This window comes from Ferrovibrio terrae (genome assembly GCF_943372915.1).
GTDB classification, from domain to species: Bacteria; Pseudomonadota; Alphaproteobacteria; order Ferrovibrionales; family Ferrovibrionaceae; genus Ferrovibrio; species Ferrovibrio terrae_A.
Genome location: NZ_CALSAN010000001.1, coordinates 30,307 through 48,766, shown reverse-complemented (window position 1 = coordinate 48,766; position 18,460 = coordinate 30,307). Strand labels below are relative to the sequence as shown.

The 18,460-nt window shown below is 63.7% G+C and carries 21 protein-coding genes; 11 read left to right on the top strand and 10 right to left on the bottom strand.

From position 1 onward, the window contains the following. Positions 1–2 precede the first annotated feature (2 nt). Positions 3–614, bottom strand: a complete 612-nt coding sequence (locus AAG821_RS00265; protein ID WP_341909140.1) for a hypothetical protein — start codon at positions 612–614, stop codon at positions 3–5. A 191-nt stretch (positions 615–805) separates the two neighbouring features. On the opposite strand from AAG821_RS00265, the gene AAG821_RS00260 reads away from it, so the two are divergent. The 4 genes from AAG821_RS00260 to AAG821_RS00245 all read left to right on the top strand — a co-directional run bounded on the left by AAG821_RS00260 (position 806) and on the right by AAG821_RS00245 (position 3,570). Beyond that, positions 806–1,558 carry a transporter substrate-binding domain-containing protein gene (locus AAG821_RS00260; RefSeq protein ID WP_341909141.1) on the top strand — a complete coding sequence of 251 codons (753 nt, stop codon included), beginning with the start codon at positions 806–808 and terminating at the stop codon, positions 1,556–1,558. 279 nt (positions 1,559–1,837) lie between these two features. Then, entirely contained in the window at positions 1,838–2,047 is a 210-nt protein-coding gene (locus tag AAG821_RS00255) for a cold-shock protein (RefSeq protein ID WP_341909143.1), read from the top strand. A 28-nt stretch (positions 2,048–2,075) separates the two neighbouring features. Continuing rightward, positions 2,076–2,390 carry a YkgJ family cysteine cluster protein gene (locus AAG821_RS00250; RefSeq protein WP_341909144.1) on the top strand — a complete coding sequence of 105 codons (315 nt, stop codon included), beginning with the start codon at positions 2,076–2,078 and terminating at the stop codon, positions 2,388–2,390. A gap of 403 nt (positions 2,391–2,793) precedes the next feature. Continuing rightward, the gene (locus AAG821_RS00245; protein ID WP_341909145.1) at positions 2,794–3,570 is read left to right on the top strand and encodes an outer membrane beta-barrel protein; all 777 of its coding nucleotides are present in this window, start codon (positions 2,794–2,796) and stop codon (positions 3,568–3,570) included. Between the two features lie 84 nt (positions 3,571–3,654). On the opposite strand, the gene AAG821_RS00240 is transcribed toward AAG821_RS00245, so the two are convergent. Beyond that, entirely contained in the window at positions 3,655–4,020 is a 366-nt protein-coding gene (locus AAG821_RS00240; RefSeq protein ID WP_341909147.1) for a GFA family protein, read from the bottom strand. Between the two features lie 372 nt (positions 4,021–4,392). Here AAG821_RS00240 and AAG821_RS00235 point away from each other — a divergent pair, with 372 nt between their 5' ends. The 3 genes from AAG821_RS00235 to AAG821_RS00225 are packed head-to-tail and all read left to right on the top strand — an operon-like array spanning position 4,393 to position 6,685. After that, entirely contained in the window at positions 4,393–5,643 is a 1,251-nt protein-coding gene (locus AAG821_RS00235) for a threonine synthase (protein WP_341909148.1), read from the top strand. A gap of 12 nt (positions 5,644–5,655) precedes the next feature. After that, positions 5,656–6,186 (top strand): PAS domain-containing protein, encoded by a 531-nt coding sequence (locus tag AAG821_RS00230; protein WP_341909149.1) that lies wholly within the window; start codon positions 5,656–5,658, stop codon positions 6,184–6,186. Positions 6,187–6,193: 7 nt separating this feature from the next. Then, entirely contained in the window at positions 6,194–6,685 is a 492-nt protein-coding gene (locus AAG821_RS00225) for a hypothetical protein (protein ID WP_341909151.1), read from the top strand. Here the strand turns inward: AAG821_RS00225 and AAG821_RS00220 are convergent. From AAG821_RS00220 to AAG821_RS00195, 6 genes are all read right to left on the bottom strand, one after another. Next, complete coding sequence (locus tag AAG821_RS00220) at positions 6,682–7,194, bottom strand: DinB family protein (protein WP_341909152.1); 513 nt, start codon at positions 7,192–7,194, stop codon at positions 6,682–6,684. The two genes, AAG821_RS00225 and AAG821_RS00220, sit on opposite strands and share 4 nt — an antisense overlap. 69 nt (positions 7,195–7,263) lie before the next feature. Further along, entirely contained in the window at positions 7,264–7,617 is a 354-nt protein-coding gene (locus tag AAG821_RS00215; protein ID WP_341909154.1) for a VOC family protein, read from the bottom strand. Positions 7,618–7,687: 70 nt separating this feature from the next. Continuing rightward, positions 7,688–8,842, bottom strand: a complete 1,155-nt coding sequence (locus tag AAG821_RS00210; RefSeq protein ID WP_341909155.1) for a TAXI family TRAP transporter solute-binding subunit — start codon at positions 8,840–8,842, stop codon at positions 7,688–7,690. Positions 8,843–8,867: 25 nt separating this feature from the next. Then, a complete protein-coding gene (locus AAG821_RS00205; RefSeq protein WP_341909157.1) occupies positions 8,868–10,901 on the bottom strand; it encodes a TRAP transporter fused permease subunit in 2,034 nt (677 codons plus the stop codon). 130 nt (positions 10,902–11,031) lie between these two features. Further along, on the bottom strand, positions 11,032–11,448 hold the full coding sequence (locus AAG821_RS00200; protein ID WP_341909159.1) for a hypothetical protein: 417 nt from the start codon (positions 11,446–11,448) through the stop codon (positions 11,032–11,034). Positions 11,449–11,519: 71 nt separating this feature from the next. After that, positions 11,520–12,119, bottom strand: coding sequence for a TetR/AcrR family transcriptional regulator (locus AAG821_RS00195; protein WP_341909161.1), 600 nt, complete (start codon positions 12,117–12,119; stop codon positions 11,520–11,522). Between the two features lie 166 nt (positions 12,120–12,285). Between AAG821_RS00195 and AAG821_RS00190 the strand changes: the two genes are divergently transcribed. Together AAG821_RS00190 and AAG821_RS00185 are read left to right on the top strand one after the other, a co-directional pair. After that, positions 12,286–12,879, top strand: a complete 594-nt coding sequence (locus tag AAG821_RS00190) for an intradiol ring-cleavage dioxygenase (RefSeq protein ID WP_341909163.1) — start codon at positions 12,286–12,288, stop codon at positions 12,877–12,879. A 49-nt stretch (positions 12,880–12,928) separates the two neighbouring features. Continuing rightward, complete coding sequence (locus tag AAG821_RS00185; protein ID WP_341909164.1) at positions 12,929–13,561, top strand: LysE family translocator; 633 nt, start codon at positions 12,929–12,931, stop codon at positions 13,559–13,561. Positions 13,562–13,590: 29 nt separating this feature from the next. Here the strand turns inward: AAG821_RS00185 and AAG821_RS00180 are convergent, their stop codons facing one another. Beyond that, complete coding sequence (locus AAG821_RS00180) at positions 13,591–14,121, bottom strand: hypothetical protein (protein ID WP_341909166.1); 531 nt, start codon at positions 14,119–14,121, stop codon at positions 13,591–13,593. A gap of 151 nt (positions 14,122–14,272) precedes the next feature. Further along, a complete protein-coding gene (locus tag AAG821_RS00175) occupies positions 14,273–14,755 on the bottom strand; it encodes a hypothetical protein (RefSeq protein ID WP_341909169.1) in 483 nt (160 codons plus the stop codon). Positions 14,756–14,847: 92 nt separating this feature from the next. On the opposite strand from AAG821_RS00175, the gene AAG821_RS00170 reads away from it, so the two are divergent. Next, the gene (locus tag AAG821_RS00170) at positions 14,848–15,627 is read left to right on the top strand and encodes an SDR family oxidoreductase (RefSeq protein WP_341909171.1); all 780 of its coding nucleotides are present in this window, start codon (positions 14,848–14,850) and stop codon (positions 15,625–15,627) included. A gap of 49 nt (positions 15,628–15,676) precedes the next feature. Beyond that, entirely contained in the window at positions 15,677–18,457 is a 2,781-nt protein-coding gene (locus tag AAG821_RS00165; RefSeq protein ID WP_341909172.1) for a [protein-PII] uridylyltransferase, read from the top strand. Positions 18,458–18,460: the final 3 nt, after the last annotated feature.

Below are 18,460 nucleotides of genomic sequence, written 5' to 3'. Positions count from 1 at the left end.
ACTCAAGGATGAGCGGTTGCTACTAAAGTGCCGATAACGGCGGACAGCATCTGCTCGACCTTTTCGTCGTCGATATCGCTGCGGCCGAGTGCCATCATATAGTTGCTTCGCCAGTAATTGCGCTGATCTGACAGATTCCAGAGAGATGCCTCGAAGGTCAGCGAAGATCCGAAGGTGCTTGTCTCCCCGCTGGCCGGCCATATCAGCAACCAGTATATCGGCCTTTGCGGATCGCGGGCTTTTGCATCCTCGGCCTTGGATTTCATTTCATCAAACATACGATGCTGGGTCACATAGGTGGTCACAGTCCCTTGCAATCCGTTGCGCTGAAAGATTTCGGGTGCCAGTTTCATAATCTTTGCGTCCACACTATGGACGCCTTTGCTATTGAGCTTGGTTGCGGCAGCGTTGGCGCGCTGCGTCTGCAGAGCTGCATTCATCTCGCCGTAAATGGAAAAGCCGGATGGCATACGCGAATAATCTGGCTGCAAGCCGCTGCTGACATAAACGATATGAATGGTGTCGAGAGCAGCAGGTAAGGCAGCTATGAGGCGCGTCTGCGGGGCCGTGGTTTTTGAGCACCCACCGATAAAGGCAAGCAGGATAGCCGTCATCAGGGCCATCCAGGTTCGGTTTCGTCCCAAGTCATCCCCCGGAAGTGCGATTAGAACAATGATAGTTCGACCTGCTGTACCAGCTCAAGGCGCTGCTGAAAGGCTAAAGCGGAAAGCGGGGATGCCACGGCTAAGCCCGGGCATCCACGAGTTGCTTGGCACCGGTTGCAGGCCAGCGGTAAACTGGTGCCATGCTTCTGCGCGCCGCCCGTCTGCTTCTGCTGCCAGCCTGTTTTGCTGCGGCACTCCTGTTGTCTTTCGCCGCTGCGGCGCAGACGACTGCTCGTGTACTTATAAACGATGCGCCGCCCTATCGGATCGTCGGCTCGGCCAATGGCGCGCCGTATTACAGCGGCATCTATGTCGACATCCTGCGTCTGGTGGCGGCCGAAACCGGTCTGCAGCTGGACTTCATCGAGCTGCCCTTTGCGCGTGCCTTCCGCGTCATGCAGGCGGGCGAGGCCGATATCATGCTCGGCCCCAACCGGTCGGCCGAGCGCGAGGGCTATCTGCACTATCTTGAACCGCCGCTGCCGCAGGAGCCGAAGATTTTTCTCCACGCGCGCACGGCATCACCGATCCGCGACTATGACGATCTGCGGGGCCGCAGCATCGCCGTGTTGCGCGGCGCCACCTATTTCGACCGCTTTGATGCCGACGAAGACCTGGTCCGGATTGCGGTCGATGATTATACCTCGGCGCTGCGACTGGCCGTGGTCGGGCGCGTCGATGCCGCGATCATGCCCGAGCTGCAGGCGCTGTGGCTGCTGCGCCAGACCGGCTTCCCGCTGCAGATGTCGCCCTATCACGTGCCGGGCCGCGACTCCTATATCGTGGTGTCGCGGCAATCGCCGATGGTGCAGCAGGCCGGCCGCCTCGAAGCCGCCCTGCGCCGCGTTGTCGGCAGCGGCGCGGTGCGGCGGATCCTCGAACGCTACGAATAGACCGCCACGCCACCCGGAATTTGGCGGTTTGGCGGCGGATGCAATGCTCCGGTCTGCAGCGAAGATCGGCCTTGTATTCGCCGCAATTAAAGCCTAGGGTCCGCGCCATCGACATTTTGGCCGGACCTTCTGGCTGTCCGCTCTGGTTTTGCCGGGCGCACCTCCAGGCTCTTATTAAGAGAGCCGACTCTCTCTCCAAAACATCGAAAGCCATATGGGGGCCACGGCATCGTTGTGGCTTGTGCATCTGGCTCATCTCTACGGACTAAGGAATATCCCATGCAGACTGGTATCGTTAAGTTTTACAACTCCACCAAGGGTTTTGGTTTCATTCAGCCGGAAGACGGCGGCAAGGACGTGTTCGTGCACGCCACCGCTCTCGAGCGCGCTGGCATGAGCATGCTGTCGGAGGGCCAGAAGGTCTCCTTCGACACCGAGCAGGACAGCCGTTCGGGCAAGGTTGCCGTGCGCAGCCTGCAGGCCGCCTGATCTGACGCCTGCCTGATCGAGCCATCGCTTGATCAAACAGACGAAAGAAGACCCGGGCGCGGCGTCCTTCGATTGCCAGAGCTGTGGTGCCTGTTGCGCGTATTCGCGCGACTGGCCCCGCTTCTCGCTCGAAGACGATGCCGCGCTCGCGCGCATCCCGGCCCGTTTTGTCGATGACGAAGCGGGCCGGATGCGCTGCGATGGCGACCGGTGCTCGGCGCTGTCTGGAAAACTTGGCGAGCATGTCGCCTGCGGCATCTATGATGTGCGCCCCATTGTCTGCCGCGACTGCCAGCCCGGCGACGAGGAATGCCTCATCGCGCGGGCCTATCACCGGTTTTAGGTGACGTAAAACAAAGAACCGTCGTCCTCGGACTTGATCCGAGGACCCATCTGTCCCATCCCGCCTGCGATAACCATGGGATGGACCCTCGACACAAGGTCGAGGGTGACGATGTTTTTAATCGGGGCGTCTCGCGCAAGCCACCTTTGTCATCCCGTTTGAATCCGGCCTTCTCATGGGCGCGGATGGCGCGGGCGTTTTTCCGGATCGGGATCGGTCACCGCATGGGGTGTGCTGTGTAAATAGTTTGGCAATTAAAGATTGTGCCTCGGGCGTAAACTCCATTTAAGCGACCTTAACTATAGATTCACCCGGGTAAAATGAGTTAATCAGTCAGCCTGTGGGGATGCAGAGCGAAAACGCTATCGCGTCCAAGGCGGGGTTTTTGCCGGGGAATTGGGTCATGCGTAACACATCGGTCAGAATGACGATGGCCTGCATCGGGCTTGTTTGCTGTGCCGGCACGGCCCAGGCTGCGGACCCCGACTGGACCGGCTTCTATACCGGCCTCACCGTCGGCACCGCCATGGGCAAGGCAGAGATGAGCCTCAACCCGACCGGAAGCTTTAACGGCCCGAGCGCCACTGACATCAACGACGGTAATTTCTGGCGCCGCACGACGGACCTCGATTCTACGGCTTTCACCGGCGGCCTCTATGGCGGCTATCAGGTCATGCGCAGCAGGATCGTCTATGGCCTGGAAGGCGAGGCGGGCTATCTCGGCCTGAAGGAGTCGTCGTCGGTTACGGCCAGGGTGCCGGCGACCGGCGGCGTCTACCGGCTAGACCAGAAGGTGGAAACCGATTTCTTCGCCAGCCTGCGCCCGCGCGTCGGATATGTGCCGGAGGCTTTCTCCGGCAGCCTGCTGCTGTTCGCCACCGGCGGTGTCACCCTGACCCATGCCCGGGTGGACCAGACCTTCACGCAGCTCAACATCGCTTACCAGTCCAAGGGCCTGGCGGAAGACAAGATGCTGGTCGGCTGGACCGTTGGCGGCGGCATGGAATATGCCCTGTCGAAGGCCTGGAGCCTCAAGGCGGAATATCTCTATGCCGAGCTGGGCACGATCGAAAACAATAATGTCCCCGGCAGCCCGGCTGCGAATGCGGCCTACCGGACCAACAACAAGGCGGAGCTGACCTCGCATGTCCTCCGCATCGGCACCGCCTGGCACTTCTGATCCGGTGTCTGCAGCCATTGCCGCAGCATCGGCAGGTCGGCTTCCGTCATGGGGCGGAAGCTGTAGCGGTGCTGCATGGCCGTCTTACAGACTCTTGCCGTCGTATTTCACCGGCTCCAGCGAGTCCAGATCGAAGCCTTCCAGGCAGCGCACATTGATCGCCACCATCTTGGCGCCGTTCGGCGCGGTGCCGGTGGCAAAGGATTCCACGCCGCAGGTTTTGCAGAACAGGTGATGGATGTTCATGGTGTTGAACTGGTAGTCGCTCACCGCATCCTTGCCGGCCATCAGCTTGAAATCGTCGGCAGGCACAAAGCTCAGCAGCGAGCCCTTCTTCGAACAGATCGAGCAGTTGCAGGAAATCACCGGCGGATTGTGGCCGGTGATCACGCTGTAGCGCACCGCGCCGCAATGGCAGCCGCCGTTGTAGGTGTTCTTCTGCTCGCTCATGCCGGTCTCCGGTTTGATACTTAACCCAATGGTTATATGCAGCACCGGCCGTGCGGACGCAAGCCTGACGGCCACCGCTTGTTTTGCCACCCTCTCGTACTATTTATGTTCTTTTCAGGCAAGCCGTTCGGCCGGCCGGGCCGGCACACACATATTATTGTATGCATCCGTGCCGAACCCGCATGAGCCTCCAGCGAACCCTGGCGAAGCCCAGCGAACCGCAGCGAATGCCAGGGAATGCCAGGGAAGGTCAGGGAATGCCGGGGAACCGCAGCGAAGCCGGACGAAGCGCGGCGGGAATCTTCCCTCCCGCCCCCCGATGACCCTGTGTAAACTGGTATTCCGTCCGTTTTCCGAGTGAGCAGCCAGCAGATGAGCATCGACCGCAGCCTGATCCCCGAGGCGCCGCATTTCGTCACCCATCTGGAATGCGGCATGACCGGGGAGCGGCTGCCAGCCGGCCAGCTGCACAATCTCTCGCCCCAGGGCTATCCGATCCTGGTGCGCTACGACCTCGCCGGCGTGAAGGCGACCCTGACCAAAGCCAAGATCGCGGCGCGGGCGCCGAACTGGTGGCGCTATCGCGAACTGCTGCCGGTGCGCAAAACCGAGAATATCGTCTCGCTGGGCGAGGTGATGACACCGATCCTCAGCCTGCCGCGGCTGGCGCAAAAGCTCGGCCTGCGCGGCGATGGCGAGATCATCGTGAAGGATGAAGGCCGGCTGCCCACCGGATCGTTCAAGGCGCGCGGCCTGGCGCTGGCTGTCTGCATGGCCAAAGAGCTTGGCGTGAAAAAGATGGCGATGCCGACCAATGGCAATGCCGGTGCCGCGCTCGCCGCCTATGCCAGCCGCGCCGGCATCGAAAGCGTGGTGTTCTGCCCCGACGACACGCCGCAGGTCAACATGAACGAGATCGTGCTGCAGGGGGCGCGGCTCTACAAGGTCAACGGCCTGATCAACGACTGCGGCAAGATTGTCGGCGCCGGCAAGGAAGCGGCCGGCTGGTTCGATACCTCGACATTGAAAGAGCCCTATCGCATCGAGGGCAAGAAAACCATGGGACTGGAACTGGCCGAACAGCTCGGCTGGGACCTGCCCGATGCGATCTTCTATCCCACCGGCGGCGGCACCGGGCTGATCGGCATGTGGAAGGCGTTTGAGGAACTGGAGGCCATCGGCTTCATCGGCAGCAAACGCCCGAAGATGATCGCGGTGCAGGCGGCGGGCTGTGCGCCGATCGTGCGCGCGTTCGAGGGCAACGAACGCCATGCCAAGCTCTGGGAGAATGCACATACGGTGGCCGCTGGCATCCGCGTGCCGGCCGCGATTGGGGATTTCCTCATCCTCGATGCCGTGCGCAATTCCGGCGGCTTCGCCATGGCGGTGGAAGACGCCGCCATCACGGCAGCCCTTGATGAGGTGGCGAAGCAGGAAGGTTTCCTGATGTGCCCCGAAGGTGCGGCCACCTATGCCGCCTACAAACAGGCCCTGGCTGCCGGTCGGGTGAAGCCCACTGATCGCGTGGTGCTGTGGAACTGCGCGGCGGGCCTGAAATACCCGATGCCCGATGGCGGCACACCGCTCGACCGGCACGGTCCGATCGACTACGCCCGGCTCTAGGGGAGGGCGGCGATGGCGGACAGGGTCCGGGAGCTGCGGTACGGCATCCTTGATTCGCCCGCCCGGCTCGCGCATCCGCTGCTGCGTCGCCTGCATGCCGACTGGATTGCCGCGACGCCCGCCGACGGCAGTCTGCCCGGCCATGCTTTCATCGACCCAGCCAAGCTGAGCTATCTGCTCGGCCAGCTGCTGATCGTTGGCGTTGAGCGACCGCTGGCAGACATCACGCGCTTCCACTACCGGCTGATCGGCACCGATGTGGTGGCGCGGCGCGGGCGTGATTCCACCGGCTTATGGATGGATGAGCATGACGACCCCACCGTAGCCGCCAGCGGCCCGCTGGCCTGCCGCCTCGCTGTCGACGCGCGCCAGCCGGTGCATATCACAGCGGCACGCCGGATCGACGGCAAACGCTATGCGTTGGAATACTTGCTTCTGCCGCTGGTCGGTGACGAGAATGGCGTCATCGACCGTCTGGTGATCGCCCAGCTCTATCCGGCCGATGCGCCGCGCCTGCCTTACGGCGCGCGACAGTCAGGATGACGCGACCATGACCTTCACCAGCAGCGGCGCCAATTTCACCACCCTGGCCGCAGGCGAGCAGCTGGAAACCCTGCGGCTCAACCGGCTCTACCGCGACTGGCAGCAGGCGGCGCGCGATGACGTCCTGCCGGGCGTGGAGTTCCTCGACCCGCAGCGCCATGGCTATCTGGATGGCATGCTGGTAATCGTCGATGTCGAGCCGGGGCCCGAGCGCCGGCGCTATCGCTATCGCAGTGTCGGCCACCATTTCATCGCGCATCTGCAGGTCGATCCGGCCGGCATGTATATGGACCAGCATCCGGAATCGGAATTCGCCATGCAGGCGCTGCGGGCCTGCGACCTGGTGGTGCAGACGCGCAAGGCGATCCACGCCCGTATCGACCGCGATATCGACGGCCGGCTGTTCACGGTGGAATTTTTGCTGCTGCCGGTGGTGGGCGCCGATGGCGCGGTGGCCACGCTGCTGATTGCGCAGATCTTCACGCCGGTCGAAGGCTAACGCGCCGCGCGCAGGAAATAGATCATGTCGAGTTCCGGCGGGCTGATGCCGGCATGACTCAGCAGGCCATGCACCTGGCCGCGATGATGGGTCTGGTGGTTGAAAAAATGCATCAGCGGCGGGAACAGCGGATCGGTGAAGCGCTCACCGCGCATGTTGGCATAGGAGAAGCTGGCGCTGATGCCAGCCTCTGTCAGAGAGTCACAAAAGGCGATGATCTCGGCATCCTTCGCCTCGCGGGCGGCATGCAGCGGCGCAAACTCCGCATGCAGGATCTGGTCGAGCCGGGTGACGCCGGGCGGCGGGTTGCCGGTGAAGCGGCCGAGCCAGATGCTGTCGCCGACCAGGATGTGATTCAGCGTCGCCATGATGCTGCCGAAAAAACTCGGTCGCGGCGCGCTGAACTCCGCCGCCGGCAGCGTGCCGCAGGCTTCATAGAGGCGCCGGTTGGCCCACTGGTTGTAACGGCCGAAACGGCGGACATGCTGCAGCATCAGATCATCGGGCATGGGCGCAGCCTAAGCCGACAGCGGGCGGCTTTGAAAGCGCGGAATTGTCCCGCTGCAATTGCGCAAAATTCAAGCCAGCGGATGGCCGACACGGATCAGGTTGCCGTCGGGATCGACGAAATGGAATTCGCGCAGGCCCCAGGGCTTGCCCTCTATGGCGCTGAAGCGCGGCAGACCGAGCGGCTGCCATTCGCGATGCAGGATATCGGCATCGCTACAGCGGAAATAACAGGCCGACACGCTGTTCTTCGGATCCAACAGGATCGGTGCGGCCCCGCTGCAATCGGCGAAATGCAGTTCGAAGTCGTCGCGCACCACCACCAGATAATCGGGATAGCGGTTCTGCCGCTCGAATCCCAAGCGGCGGTAGAAGGCTGCCGTGCGGTCGAGATTGACGGATGGCAGGATGGCGATGGCAGGCATGACGGCTCCCGGAATGGAAACGGCCCGCCGGTGAGGGCGGGCCGCTGTAGTCTAGCATCCGTCCGAGTGATTACCACTCGGTCAGGAACACATCCATCTTGGCCTTGACCAGCGCATCGGCGCGGGTCTTCTGCCAGGCCTTCATGAAAGCGGCGTCATCGGCATGGCTCGCCTTGCTATGGACGGCCCAGGCTGCGGCCAGGGTCTTCTGGCGCTCGACCAGGGCGGCATTGGCCTTGTCGAATTCCGGCTTCCAGACGCCGATTTCCTTGAAGTACTTGATGGCGCCCTCATGCACCGGCACCACCCAGTCGAACACCTGGCGCTTGATATCCCAGCCATTGTTGCCGGGTGCGGCATCCTTGTAGTCGCCGAACAGTTCGACCATCGCCTTGGTCATCGCATAGACCAAGCCGGCATCGATATTGTCGTAGGTCATCAGCACCGGATAGGGATAGGTGGCGGCCTCCACCTTCTTGGCGGCGCTCATCTCGGCGCCCTCGGCGCCCATGAAGGGCACGAAGAACGGCGCCTTGGCCTTCAGGCGCTCCCAGCCGGCCTTGTCGCCGTGCGGCACGGTCGGATAGGCGACGCCGCGCGGGCTGGAGGCGAGCTGGTAGACCGGGCCGGAGATGGTGGACGAGAAAGCCGCATCGACCTGGCCGTTGATGATGCCCTGCATGGCCTGGCCGAAGCCGCCGAACTCGACCTTCTGCACATCGTTCCAGGTCAGGTTGGCATAGGCCAGCAGCGCGGTGATGTTCTGGTTCAGCGACGGCGCGCCGATCACCCAGGCTACGCGCTTGCCCTTCAGATCGGCCATGGTCTTCACGCCGGTATCCTTGGCGGCGACGATGGTGAGCAGGGCATCGGAATTGTTCAGCAGCAGGGTGCGCACCGGCTGCGGGCCCCATTCCTTGGCACCGAATTCATAGACGGCTTCCTGCGCCATATAGGTGCCGCCGACACCATTCGCCGAGAAGGGCACCTTGCCCTCGCGCAGCGGCACAGTGCGCGATACGTCATTCTTGCCGGGCAGCACGCGCAGCGTGATGTTCTGCTTGTTCTTGAGCGCATTGCCAACGGCAACCGCCTGGTTGTAGCCGCCGGAGCCGACGTCATAGGCCGTCCAGGTCAGCTGGTCGGGCAGTTTCTGCGCGAAGGCCGATGCAGACAGGGCCAATCCGGCGACAGCACCGAGCAGGGCATAAGTATAGTGACGCATTGTAGTCCTCCCGTTTATGTCTTGTTTATGCGTTGAGTGTGTCGCGGTTACTGAGTTTGAGCAACAGGAAAGCGCCCAGCGCGAGCGCCGCGCCGATCACCGCCAGTAACATGTTGCTGATCGGGATCAGGTTGCCGCCCGGTGCTGCAAGTGCGAGACCGCCGAGCGCCAGCATGATGCGCGCCAGCAGGCGCAGCCATGTGCCGTCCAGGCGGCCGGCACCGATCAGCCAGCCCTGGATCGCAGCCGCGATCAGTCCCACGCCGATGAAGGCGGTGACGATCACCGACACCACTTCCATCGGGTCGCCTTTCAGGATCAGCGCCGGGTTGAGCGCGAAGAAGAACGGCACGATGTAGATGACGGCGCCGAGCCGCATCGCCTGGAAGCCGATCTTGAACGGCGAGGCGCGGGCGAGCGGTGCCGCAGCAAAGGTGGCCAGCGCCACCGGCGGCGTGATGAAGGAGATCATGCCCCAGTACATGATGAACAGATGCACGGCGAGCGGATCGAGGCCGGCCTTGACCAGCGGCGGTGCCAGCACGATGGCGAGGAAGATGTAGCAGGCCGTCACCGTCATTCCCATGCCGAAGATGAAGCTGGTGACGGCGCCCATCAGCAGCAGCACGATCGGCTTGTCGCCGGCGATGTAGACCAGATCGTTGGCCAGCGTGCCGGCCAGGCCGGTGACCGAGAAGGCGCCGATGATGAAGCCGACACCGGCGAGGATTGCCACCAGTTCGGCCAGCGCGCGGCCAGTGGCCAGCACCAGCTCGACCAGGCTTTTCCAGCTCAGGCGGTTCTTCGGCAGGATCTGGTTGATCACCAGCAGCAGCGCGGTGGCCACGAAGGGCGCCGTGGCCTCCTGCTGTTCGTTGATCATCAGCCAGACCAGCACGGCGAAGACGAGGATATACAGCCAGCCGTCTTTCAGCGTCTGCTTCAGCGACGGCAGTTCCTCCTGCTTCATGCCTCTCAGCCCGAGGCGGGCGGCATAGGCATCGATCTGCATGGCAAGACCGAAATAGAACAGCAGCGCCGGCACCGCGGCGGCCAGCGCGATCTCGCCATAGGAGATGCCGAGGAAGCTTGCCATCACGAAGGCGGTGGAGCCCATCACCGGCGGCATCAGCACGGCGCCGGTAGACGCCACGGCCTCGACGCCGCCGGCATAGTCGGCGCGGAAGCCGGTGCGTTTCATCGCCGGTATGGTGACGACGCCGGACGAGATCACGTTGGAAATCACGCTGCCGGAAATCGAGCCCTGCAAGGCCGAGGAAATCACGCCGACCTGGGCGGCGCCGCCGCGCCAGCGGCCAACCAGCGCGAAGGCGATGTCATTGAAGAATTTGCCGCCGCCGGTGTGGTTCAGCGCCACGCCGAAGACGATGAAGCCGATGACGATCTCGCCAAAGGCCCGCATCGGAATGCCGAAGGCGCTTTCGGCCGAGACGATGTGATAGGCCAGCGTGTCATCCAGCGGCTGGTCGATGCCGTTCAGCGGACTGGGCAGCTTGCCGGCCACCACCGGATAGAGCGAGACGATGGTGACGATGATGAAGATCGGCGTGCCGCCGGTGCGGCGCAGCGCTTCCAGGATCAGCACCCATAGCAGCGCGCCGAGGATTTTCGCCATCGCCGGTGCAGCGAATTCCCAGCCTTCGCCCAGAATGGCTTCCGCCTTCCAGGAGAACCAGAACAGCGCCGCCATGGTGACAAGGCTGAGCAGCACATCGAAGCCGAGCCAGGCGGCTGAGCGCATCACGCGCGGATGCCAGGGATAGGCGAGGAAGACCAGCGGCAGGGTGGCGGCGGCGAGCAGGAAGAGATAGCGGTTCTCGACCAGCGTGATGCCGAACAGATGCAGGTTGAACTGCTGGTTCAGCACCAGCACCATCACCGCCAGGGTCAGGGTGCCGAAGGCAGCCTGCAGCCAGCCGGGCAGAATGCGATAGGCCAGCTCTTCGACCATGCGGTCGGCAGCAGAAATGTCCGGCGCAGCTGTAATGTCGGCGCGAACGCCCTTGTCGGCACCATCGGTGCCGGCACGCTTCTGCATTATGATCCTCCCTGCGCCGACTTATGACTGTCGGTCGGATTGTCGGACCGACAGTCTAGGGAGCGGGCCGCAGCGGATCAATACATCCTGCGGCATCTCGAAGATGCCGCAGGATGAAATCGGCGTGTGATTAAGCGCTGGCCTTGTCGGCCGGATAATCGCGCAGCTCGATCGGCGCCTGCCAGAAATGCTGCGCGGCTTCGAAAGCTGCGGCGCCGGGCGAGATGCCGGCATCGCGCAAGCTGCGGGCATCCACCTTGGTGAGATCGCGCCGGATGCGGGCGCGCTCGATCCAGGTTTCCACCAGGCTGTTCAGCGCCGGCAGAGTCAGCTGCCACCAGGGCGCATCGAGCCCATCGAACACGGCAGGTTCGTTCACGCCATTCAGCCAGCCGAGTTCGGCTTTGGTCGGGCTGAGCACCGGGCGGGGCCCGAGCCAGGCCGGCCGTTCGCCGGTCGGCTGCAGGCGGCGGGCGTGCTGCAGTGCGTCAGAACGATCGTGCTTTTTTAGCAGGGTCTGCGGGGCGGAGGGGGCGGTGGTCGTCATGGGGAGGCTCTTTTTGTTGTTTGGTCTGGGGGATTAACGCAAAGACTAACGTGTACCGGTGTCAAAACCTGTCAGTGAAGAGGCAGGGCACGGGCAATCAGGCTGCGGAAACTGTCTTCGGCGCGGTCGACGGCCGACCCGTCACGCAGCAGGCGGCGGTAATAATTCATCGCCAGGAAAATGCCCTGGAGATCGTAGGCAAACTGCTTGGGGTCGAGATCGGCGCGGAAATGCCCTTCCTGAACCGCAATCTGGGCACTGCGCGTCAGCATCGACTGCCACTGGCCCTGCATCTCGGCCAGATGGTCGCGCACCGGACCGGGCTTGTCGTCCACTTCCACCGCCAGCGCCACAAATAGGCAGCCACCCGGCAGATCCTCATGATTCAGGCTCCAGCCGAGCCAGGATTTGAACAGCACCTCGATGCGCGGCCGCCCACGGGGGGCCTTCATCGCCGGCTGCCATACCGTGTCCATGAACCGCTGGGCGGCCTCGTCCAGCAAGGCCATTTCCAGCTCTTCCTTCGAGCCGAAATGGGCAAACAGGCCGGATTTCGACATCTTCAGCCGGTCGGCCAGCATGCCGATCGAGATGCCCTGAAAGCCCTCAACGCTGGCGGCGCGGAGGGCCTCGGTCAGGATGGCGGCACGGGTTTGCTGTCCTTTGCTCATGGTCAAAATATTACGAACGACCGTTCGTTAAGTCAAATCCAAACCGGCCTCCGGCTGTGACGGTGGCCACAAACCGGCTGTTCCGGCCTGTCCCGCGGCGCAGGTTGGCTGATGCTGGGCCGTGAAGCTGGCCAAATCCTCCGCCACCCCCATCTTCAGGAGCATCATGATGAAATCCCGCCGCGCCCTGCTGCTGCAGGCCGCCCTGCTCGGCAGCCTGCCCTTTGCGGCCCATGTGCCGGCCCAGGCCCAGCAACGGCTGCTCGAGCCGACCCCGGCCTGCGGCGACGACCATGGCGTGACACCCGAACAGACCGAGGGGCCGTATTTCAAGCCGCAGTCGCCGCTGCGGGCCAGCCTGCTGGAGGCCGGCATGACGGGCACCCGCCTGCGTGTCGGCGGCCTGGTGCTGGGCCGCAACTGCCGGCCGCTGCCCAACGTGCTGGTCGATCTGTGGCATGCCGATGCCGCCGGCCAGTATGACAACACCGGCTATCGCCTGCGCGGCCATCAGTTCACCGATGCACAGGGGCGTTGGCAGTTCGAGACCATCGTGCCGGGCCTGTATCCGGGCCGCACCCGCCATATGCATGTGAAGTTGCAGCCGCCGCGCAGCGACATTCTCACCACGCAGCTGTATTTCCCCGGCGAAGCCGGCAACGCGCGCGACCGGATCTTTGACCGGCGCCTGCTGCTCAGCGTGGCGGGTGATCAGGACCAGGCCATCGCGCGCTATGATTTTGTGCTGCCGGTCGGTTGATCGAATCACGGTGTCCCAGCATCATCGGCGCTGACAGGAGTTCGCGCCAATGATGGATCTCGCCACACTGCTTACTTTCACTATCGCCGCCTTTGCGCTGGTGGTCACGCCTGGTCCCGACATGCTGCTGATCATGACGCGCAGCGTGGCGCAGGGCCGCGTTGCTGGCTTCGTCACGCTCGGTGGCATCAGCGCTGGCTGTTATTTCCACGCGGTGATTGCCGGCCTGTCATTGAGCGGCGTGCTGCTGCTGGCGCCGGTGATGTTCGAGATCATCCGCTGGGCTGGTGCGGCCTATCTGCTGTATCTGGCGGTGCAGGCGCTGCGCGGCAGTGGTGGCTTCCAGCCGCCGGCCGGCGATGCGCCGGCCGTGCCGCTGCTGGCACTGTTCCGTCAGGGCCTGCTCACCAATATCCTCAATCCGAAAGTGGCGCTGTTCTTTCTCGCGCTGTTTCCGCAGTTCATGCGGCCCGATCCCGATACCGCGGTGGCGCAGGCGCTGATCCTGGCGAGCGTGCTGAATGTGGCGGGCGGCATCGTCAATGGCGCGATCATTCTGGCGGCAGGACGGCTGGGTGAATTCCTCGGCGCACGACCGGGTTTCGTGCGCTGGCAGAACCGTCTGCTGGGCGGCGTGTTTGCCGCACTGGCGCTCCGCCTCGCGCTCGACGCGCGGCGCTGAACCGGCGCCGGCGCGGCGCCTGATCCCGTTTACAGCTGGGCGACCTTGACGCCGGCCACTTCCGCGGTGCCGTCCAGGATGGCGGTCTTGATGGTTTCCAGGCCGCGTTCGAATTCCTCGATCCGTACGCGCAGGCCACGCAGCTCTTCCAGCGCGACCGTGCCGATCGGGCGCTCGTTCTGCGCATATTCCAGCACCAGGGTGGCGTAACGGCCGCGCATCTTGGCCAGCGAGCGCAGCATGTTGTCGATTTCATTCGGCTCGATGCGACCCAGCGCCCAGACCATCTGGGCGCGGGTGACCTCGCGCTCCTTGGCGACGATCTGCTGCACATACTGGCGGGCGTTCAGGGCGGCGGCGACGGCCTCGGCCGGCCCCTCACGCAGCGCCAGACGCTCGCGGGCACTCAGGCCGGCTTCGGCCAGGGTCTTGGGCTTGGGCGCGGCTGCAGTGGCGGCCTGGGCCAGGGCTTTCTGGGCCAGCGGCACGGCCTTGATGGCGGCCTTGAGCTGGGGTTCGACCTTTTCGGCCTGGCGCAACGACAGCAACGCAATTCCCATGACGGCAACTCCTGTCCCGGACATCATTTTCCTGATCCGGACGGAGCAAGCCGCGTGCCATGGTTAAAATGGCGGATTTCCCGTACTTCCTGATGGGGCAGCGATGGCCTGGCGGCAGCTTTTACCTAGGCTGTCCGGCGCTTAAGGCCGTTCACGGCAACGGCGGCGCGGCCAGGGTGCTGACCCGGCTGCCGAAATTCAGCTCCAGTAGCCAGTCGCCGGGCCGGGCACGGTATTGTGCCAGCAGGGCCGGATCGAGGGCGAATTCCACCTGGGTGGATTGCCCACTGGCACGACCGCCGCCACCGCCAATGGGGAAACTGAGGCCGATGCCGGTGCCGAAACCGCCACTGGAGCCGGCCGAACCGCCGACGCCCACGCTGGGCCGGCCCCAGCCCTCGCCACTGCCGCTGGATGCCGGTTCAGGCTGGCTGATGCGCTGGGCCAGGATCTTCTGGCCATCGGGCGTGGTCAGCCGGGCATCGCGCAGGGCATCCGTGGCGATCACGCGCATGAACAGCAGGCCGGTGCTGTCGCCCTGCCACACCGCCACACGGGGCGGCGGCGGTGTCGTTGGCGTAGAACAGGCTGCCGCAACGGCAAGCAAAAGCAGGCAGGCCAGGCGTTTCATCATCGCAGATATATAGGTGTATCGGCCGGCAGTTCCCATAGGACGGGCGCCGTGTTTAAGCTGCATCGCCAATCAGAAACGCAGGAAACGCCAACATGTCCGACACGCTGTTCGATCTTTCCGGCAAGGTCGCCGTCATCACCGGTTCAAGCCGCGGCATCGGCCGCGCGATTGCCTTGCGCATGGCGCAGCATGGCGCGAAGGTGGTGGTGACCAGCCGCAAGGCCGAGGCCTGCGAAAAGGTGGCGGCGGAGATCAAAACCGCAGGCGGCGAAGCGATTGTCGTGCCCTGCAATGTCTCGGACAAGGCACAGCTGCAGGCACTCGTCGATGCCACGGTGAAGCAGTGGGGCAGGATCGACGTGCTGGTCTGCAATGCGGCGGTGAATCCCTATTTCGGCCCGTCGAAGGACATCCCCGACGATGCCTTCGACAAGGTGATGGATGTCAACATCAAGTCGAACCACTGGCTGTGCAACATGGTGGCGCCGGGCATGGCCGAGCGTGGCAATGGTGCCATCATCATCATCTCCTCGGTGGGCGGCCTGTTCGGCTCCAACACGCTGGGCGCCTATGCCATCTCCAAGGCCGCCGACATGCAGTTGGCCCGCAACCTGGCGGTCGAATGGGGGCCGCAGAATGTGCGCGCCAACTGCATCGCGCCGGGCCTGATCAAGACCGACTTCGCACGTGCACTCTGGGAGAACCCGGAGATCGCCAAGAAGGCGACCAAGGGCTATGCGCTGCGCCGGGTGGGCGAGCCGGACGAGATCGCCGGGGCGGCGGTTTTCCTAAGCTCCGCCGCCGGCAGTTTCATGACCGGGCAGACCATGGTGATCGATGGCGGCGGCATGGTGAATTTCCAGTCGGTTTAAGCGCAGGTTCAGTAGCGATATGGCATCGGATCGCTATATATAGAGCACCATGTCCGTCCGCCCGCTGATAGCCGATCCCCGTGCGATCATCGACCGCAAGTCGCTGACCCTGCAGCTCGATGCGCTGGGCGCGCCCGGCAGTGCCGAGCAGCGCGCCCAGGCGCTGGTGCTGCTGAAGGCAGCGCTGGCCCAGGGGCGGCAGGTGATCCACCAGCGCTTCCAGGCCGGCACCGCGGCGATGGCCACCCGGCAGTCCTTTGCCTTCCTGATCGACCAGGTGATCCGCCTGGTACATGACTTCACGGTCAACCGGGTCTATCGCCTGCCGAATCCGACCGCGGCCGAGAAGCTGTCGATTGTCGCCGTCGGCGGCTATGGCCGCGGCGAGATGGCACCGTTTTCCGATGTCGATCTGCTGTTCCTGTTCCCCTACAAGCAGACCCCCTGGGGCGAGCAGGTGGTGGAGTTCATGCTCTACCTGCTGTGGGATCTCGGCCTCAAGGTCGGTCATGCCACGCGCTCGGTGGATGAATGCATCCGGCTCTCGCTGAGCGACGTCACCATCCGCACCGCCATCCTGGAACAGCGCTGGATCTGGGGTGATCAGGATCTGGCGGCGCAGCTGAAGGCGCGCTTCCAGACCGATGTGGTGGCCAAGACCGGCCCCGATTTCATCGAGAAGAAACTGGCCGAGCGCGACGAGCGCCATCGCCGCATGGGCGACTCGCGCTACGTGGTCGAACCCAATGTGAAGGAAGGGAAGGGCGGCCTGCGCGACCTGCACACGCTGGTCTGGATCACCAAATATGTCTACGGCATCGAGGACAGTGCCGAACTGGTGGTGCGCGGCCTGCTGCATGCGGAAGAACAGCGCCGCTTCGTGCAGGCGATGGAATACCTGTGGACCGTGCGCATTCATCTGCATTACCTGGCCAACCGCGCCGAAGAGCGGCTCACCTTCGACATGCAGGTCGAGATCGCCAAGGCGATGGGCTATGCCGACCGGCCGGGCCGCAGCGATGTCGAACGCTTCATGAAGAAGTATTATCTGATCGCCAAGGAAGTGGGCGATCTGACGCGCATCTTCGCCGCCGCACTGGAAGAGCGCCACAAGAAGAAAAAACCGCTGGCGGCGATCAAGGCCAAGATCAAACGGCCCAAGACCATCGATGGCTTCGAGATCGCCGGCGGCCGGGTGAATGTCGGCAGCGAGACGATGTTCGAGAAACAGCCGGTGAAGATGCTGCGGCTGTTTCATCTGGCGCAGGAGCAGGGGCTGGATATCCATCCCGAGGCGCTGCGCCTGGTGCGGCGCCATCTCAAGCTGCTGGATGGCAAGATCCGCAATGACCCGGGTGCCAACCAGCTCTTCATGGACATGCTGTGCTCGAAGCAGGATCCGGAAACCACCCTGCGGCGCCTGAACGAGGCCGGCGTGTTCGGCCGCTTCGTGCCCGATTTCGGCCGCGTGGTGGCGCAGACCCAGCATGACATGTACCACACCTATACTGTGGACGAGCATACCATCCGCGCCATCGGCATCCTGTCGCGCATCGAAAGCGGCGCGCTGAAGGAAGATCACCCCTTATCCGTGAATGTGATCAAGGAGGTGCTGTCGCGCCGCGTGCTCTATGTCGCCGTGCTGCTGCATGACATCGCCAAGGGCCGGGGCGGCGACCATTCGATGCTGGGCGAGAAGGTGGCCGAGAAACTCGGGCCGCGCTTTGGCCTGACGCCGGCGGAAACCGAAACCGTCGGCTGGTTGGTGCGCTGGCATCTCGCCATGTCGGCCACGGCCTTCAAGCGTGACATTGCCGATCCCAAGACAGTGGTCGACTTCGCCCAGCTGGTGCAGAGCCCGGAGCGCCTGCGTCTGCTGCTCTGCCTCACGGTTGCCGATATCCGCGCCGTCGGGCCGACGATCTGGAACGGCTGGAAGGGCCAGCTGTTGCGCGAGTTGTATTACCGCGCCGAGGAATATCTCTCGGGCGGCTTTGCCGGCCGTGGCCGCGATCAGCGCATCGCCGAAACCAAGGAGAAGGTGCGCGCGCAATTGAGCGACTGGAGCAAGGCCGAGATCGATCGCCTGCTCAAGCGGCATTACGAGAATTACTGGTACTCGAACGATGTGGATGTGATCCTGCGCCATGCGCGGCTGATGCGCGAAGCCGATGCGGCCAAGCGCACGCTGACCACGGCGACGCGACCTGACACCTTCCGCTCGGTCACTGAATTCACGCTCTATGCGCCCGACCATCCGGGCCTGTTCGCCCGTGTCGCCGGCGCCATGGCGGCGACCGGCGCCAATATCGTTGATGCCAAGATCTTCACCACCAATGACGGCATGGCGCTGGACAGTTTCTATATCCAGGACACCGAGGGCGGCGCCTTCGACAAGCCGGACCGCATCAAGAAGCTGAGCACCGCCATCGAGCGCGCGCTGTCGGGCGACCTGAAGCTGCGCTCGGCTATCGCCTTGGAAAAGCCCGGCATGCCCAGCCGCACCCGTGTGTTCAAGGTGGCGCCGCGTGTGCTGATCGATAACCAGGCGTCCAACCGCTACACCGTGGTCGAGGTGAATGGCCGTGACCGCCCGGGCTTCCTCTATGACGTCACCCGCGGCCTCTACGACCTCAACCTCACCATCGGCTCGGCCCATATCGCCACCTATGGCGAGCGTGCGGTGGACGTATTCTATCTGCAGGATCTGACCGGCATGAAGCTGACCGACAAGCGCCGGCTGCAGCAGATCGAAAAACTGCTGATGAAGCAGATCAGCCCGGTCGAGGATAAACCGGCCGCGGCTGCCAAGACCGCGAAGGCGGCATAAGCC

Bases quoted from the DNA above. Each gene is read 5' to 3' on its own strand.
- AAG821_RS00265 (WP_341909140.1), bottom strand. From the start codon at position 614: ATGACGGCTATCCTGCTTGCCTTTATCGGTGGGTGCTCAAAAACCACG.
- AAG821_RS00260 (WP_341909141.1), top strand. From the start codon at position 806: ATGCTTCTGCGCGCCGCCCGTCTGCTTCTGCTGCCAGCCTGTTTTGCT.
- AAG821_RS00255 (WP_341909143.1), top strand. From the start codon at position 1,838: ATGCAGACTGGTATCGTTAAGTTTTACAACTCCACCAAGGGTTTTGGT.
- AAG821_RS00245 (WP_341909145.1), top strand. From the start codon at position 2,794: ATGCGTAACACATCGGTCAGAATGACGATGGCCTGCATCGGGCTTGTT.
- AAG821_RS00240 (WP_341909147.1), bottom strand. From the start codon at position 4,020: ATGAGCGAGCAGAAGAACACCTACAACGGCGGCTGCCATTGCGGCGCG.
- AAG821_RS00235 (WP_341909148.1), top strand. From the start codon at position 4,393: ATGAGCATCGACCGCAGCCTGATCCCCGAGGCGCCGCATTTCGTCACC.
- AAG821_RS00230 (WP_341909149.1), top strand. From the start codon at position 5,656: ATGGCGGACAGGGTCCGGGAGCTGCGGTACGGCATCCTTGATTCGCCC.
- AAG821_RS00225 (WP_341909151.1), top strand. From the start codon at position 6,194: ATGACCTTCACCAGCAGCGGCGCCAATTTCACCACCCTGGCCGCAGGC.
- AAG821_RS00220 (WP_341909152.1), bottom strand. From the start codon at position 7,194: ATGCCCGATGATCTGATGCTGCAGCATGTCCGCCGTTTCGGCCGTTAC.
- AAG821_RS00215 (WP_341909154.1), bottom strand. From the start codon at position 7,617: ATGCCTGCCATCGCCATCCTGCCATCCGTCAATCTCGACCGCACGGCA.
- AAG821_RS00210 (WP_341909155.1), bottom strand. From the start codon at position 8,842: ATGCGTCACTATACTTATGCCCTGCTCGGTGCTGTCGCCGGATTGGCC.
- AAG821_RS00205 (WP_341909157.1), bottom strand. From the start codon at position 10,901: ATGCAGAAGCGTGCCGGCACCGATGGTGCCGACAAGGGCGTTCGCGCC.
- AAG821_RS00200 (WP_341909159.1), bottom strand. From the start codon at position 11,448: ATGACGACCACCGCCCCCTCCGCCCCGCAGACCCTGCTAAAAAAGCAC.
- AAG821_RS00195 (WP_341909161.1), bottom strand. From the start codon at position 12,119: ATGAGCAAAGGACAGCAAACCCGTGCCGCCATCCTGACCGAGGCCCTC.
- AAG821_RS00190 (WP_341909163.1), top strand. From the start codon at position 12,286: ATGATGAAATCCCGCCGCGCCCTGCTGCTGCAGGCCGCCCTGCTCGGC.
- AAG821_RS00185 (WP_341909164.1), top strand. From the start codon at position 12,929: ATGATGGATCTCGCCACACTGCTTACTTTCACTATCGCCGCCTTTGCG.
- AAG821_RS00180 (WP_341909166.1), bottom strand. From the start codon at position 14,121: ATGGGAATTGCGTTGCTGTCGTTGCGCCAGGCCGAAAAGGTCGAACCC.
- AAG821_RS00175 (WP_341909169.1), bottom strand. From the start codon at position 14,755: ATGATGAAACGCCTGGCCTGCCTGCTTTTGCTTGCCGTTGCGGCAGCC.
- AAG821_RS00170 (WP_341909171.1), top strand. From the start codon at position 14,848: ATGTCCGACACGCTGTTCGATCTTTCCGGCAAGGTCGCCGTCATCACC.
- AAG821_RS00165 (WP_341909172.1), top strand. From the start codon at position 15,677: ATGTCCGTCCGCCCGCTGATAGCCGATCCCCGTGCGATCATCGACCGC.